This window comes from Actinoplanes sp. NPDC048791 (assembly GCF_040650095.1).
GTDB lineage: Bacteria > Actinomycetota > Actinomycetes > Mycobacteriales > Micromonosporaceae > Actinoplanes.
This window is the reverse complement of record NZ_JBEZGQ010001492.1, coordinates 1-1,552: the sequence shown is the minus strand read 5'-3', so window position 1 is coordinate 1,552 and position 1,552 is coordinate 1. Positions and strand designations below refer to the sequence as shown.

Sequence of the window (1,552 nt, the reverse complement as noted above, 5' to 3'; positions counted from 1 at the left end):
GTGCCCGTGGGGGCGGCGGTCACCTGGTGCCGCGGCGGGCCCGGATCGTACGGCGGCGCGGGACGCCGCACGGCCGGGCCGGGAACGAGGCTCTAGCGGGTGCCGCGCCGGCCGCCGAGGGTGGCGAGTCCGATGATCCAGCCGACGAAGAGGCCGTAGGTGGCGCCCTCCCCGGCCGTCCGGAACGCGCCCAGCAGCGACGGGTTGGCCAGGAACAGCGTGGTCAGCAGGGCGGCGAAGCCACCGGCGAAGATGTAGGCGGCCCAGCCGGCGAAGAACTGGCTGATCGTGCCGCGGGCCCGGGCCAGCTGCGAGCCGGGCAGCAGGTAGAGGAAGACCAGCGTCAGCACGACCACCAGGATCGCCTTGAGGTCGCCGATGATGATCGAGCGCAGCGAGTCGTCGGAGTCGAAACGCCAGTGCGGCCAGGCCAGCAGGCGCAGCCACCAGCCTCCGGCGGTCTCCGGGTTGGTGTTGTCCTGGGCCCAGTCGGCGTACCAGGGGCTGCCGAAGACCAGGACGAGTATCAGCGCGGCTATCGTGCCCGCGCCGGGCGCAGTTTTGTAGCGGTTGGTGAGAGCCATGAACCCGCTATTTCCCTGCGGATTCCGCTCGCCAAACGCGTCAGAACTGATATCCGTGAATGTGTGCCTTGCGGTGGTCTCAGTGCTTTTGCAGGTAATCGATGAAGGCTGCCCGAAGCAGCGGCTCCTGCTCCCCGTACCCGTGTCCGGTCAGTTCACGCCACAGAGCGACCGCTTCTTCGATCGTCGGGCCCACCGTGTTCGGCGCGCCGTCCAGCGACGCCGCCTCGTCCGCGTCGGGCAGGTGCTTGAACACGGACCAGAAGAAGCTCAGGTCGCGGTGCTCCCGCGCCTTCGCGAAGGCCCGCTCGCGCAGCTCCTCGGTGGGCAGGGCGTCCAGTTCGGCGAAGGTCGAGTCGGTCATGACTGTCAGCATAGGGCGCAACGGCGCGTCCTCAACGGGCGCTGCCCCAGGGCCCCTCGTCCCAGCGCAGGGGCTTGCTGTCCGGCGGCTCGGGCGAGGTCGACCAGGTCTGCGGCATGTCCGGGGTCCACGTGGTGCCGGCCGAGGCCGCGGCGTTCCAGTCCGCCGCCGCGGGCACCAGCAGCGGGCGCCCGTACGTCTCGACCAGCCGGGTGACGATCAGCCCGCCGCCGACCGCGCAGGCCGCGATCGCGAACAGCGCGATGTCGAAGTCGCGGCGGGCCGCGTAGTCCAGGAAGAGCGTCAGCCCGGCCACCGCCAGCAGCGTGCCGAAGATGCCGCCGCGCCGGCCGTACGCGCTGGTGCCGGCGAGCAGAGCCGCGCCGAAGGCGAGGCCGGTCCACTCCAGGCCGGTGCCGGGTGCGATGGGCGCGGTGGACTGGGCCGCCATGAGGATGCCCGCGCCGACCGCGAAGACCGAGGAGAGCACCAGCGCGGCGATCACCGGGAACGCCGCGGCCACCCCGCGCCGCTGGGCCGGGTCGCCGGCCCGTCGCAGGCGGGCGACCCGCCCCCGGAACCGCATCACGGTTCCCAGCCCGCC

At 72.3% G+C, this 1,552-nt stretch carries 2 protein-coding genes and 1 pseudogene; all 3 read right to left on the bottom strand.

What is annotated here, in order from left to right; genetic code table 11:
* Positions 1-92: 92 nt before the first annotated feature.
* The gene (locus tag AB0C29_RS47760; protein WP_360834922.1) at positions 93-584 is read right to left on the bottom strand and encodes a hypothetical protein; all 492 of its coding nucleotides are present in this window, start codon (positions 582-584) and stop codon (positions 93-95) included.
* A 79-nt stretch (positions 585-663) separates the two neighbouring features.
* Positions 664-948, bottom strand: coding sequence for a hypothetical protein (locus AB0C29_RS47755; protein ID WP_360546100.1), 285 nt, complete (start codon positions 946-948; stop codon positions 664-666).
* 31 nt (positions 949-979) lie between these two features.
* Positions 980-1,552: pseudogene (locus tag AB0C29_RS47750) on the bottom strand (ABC transporter permease); the annotation flags it as partial.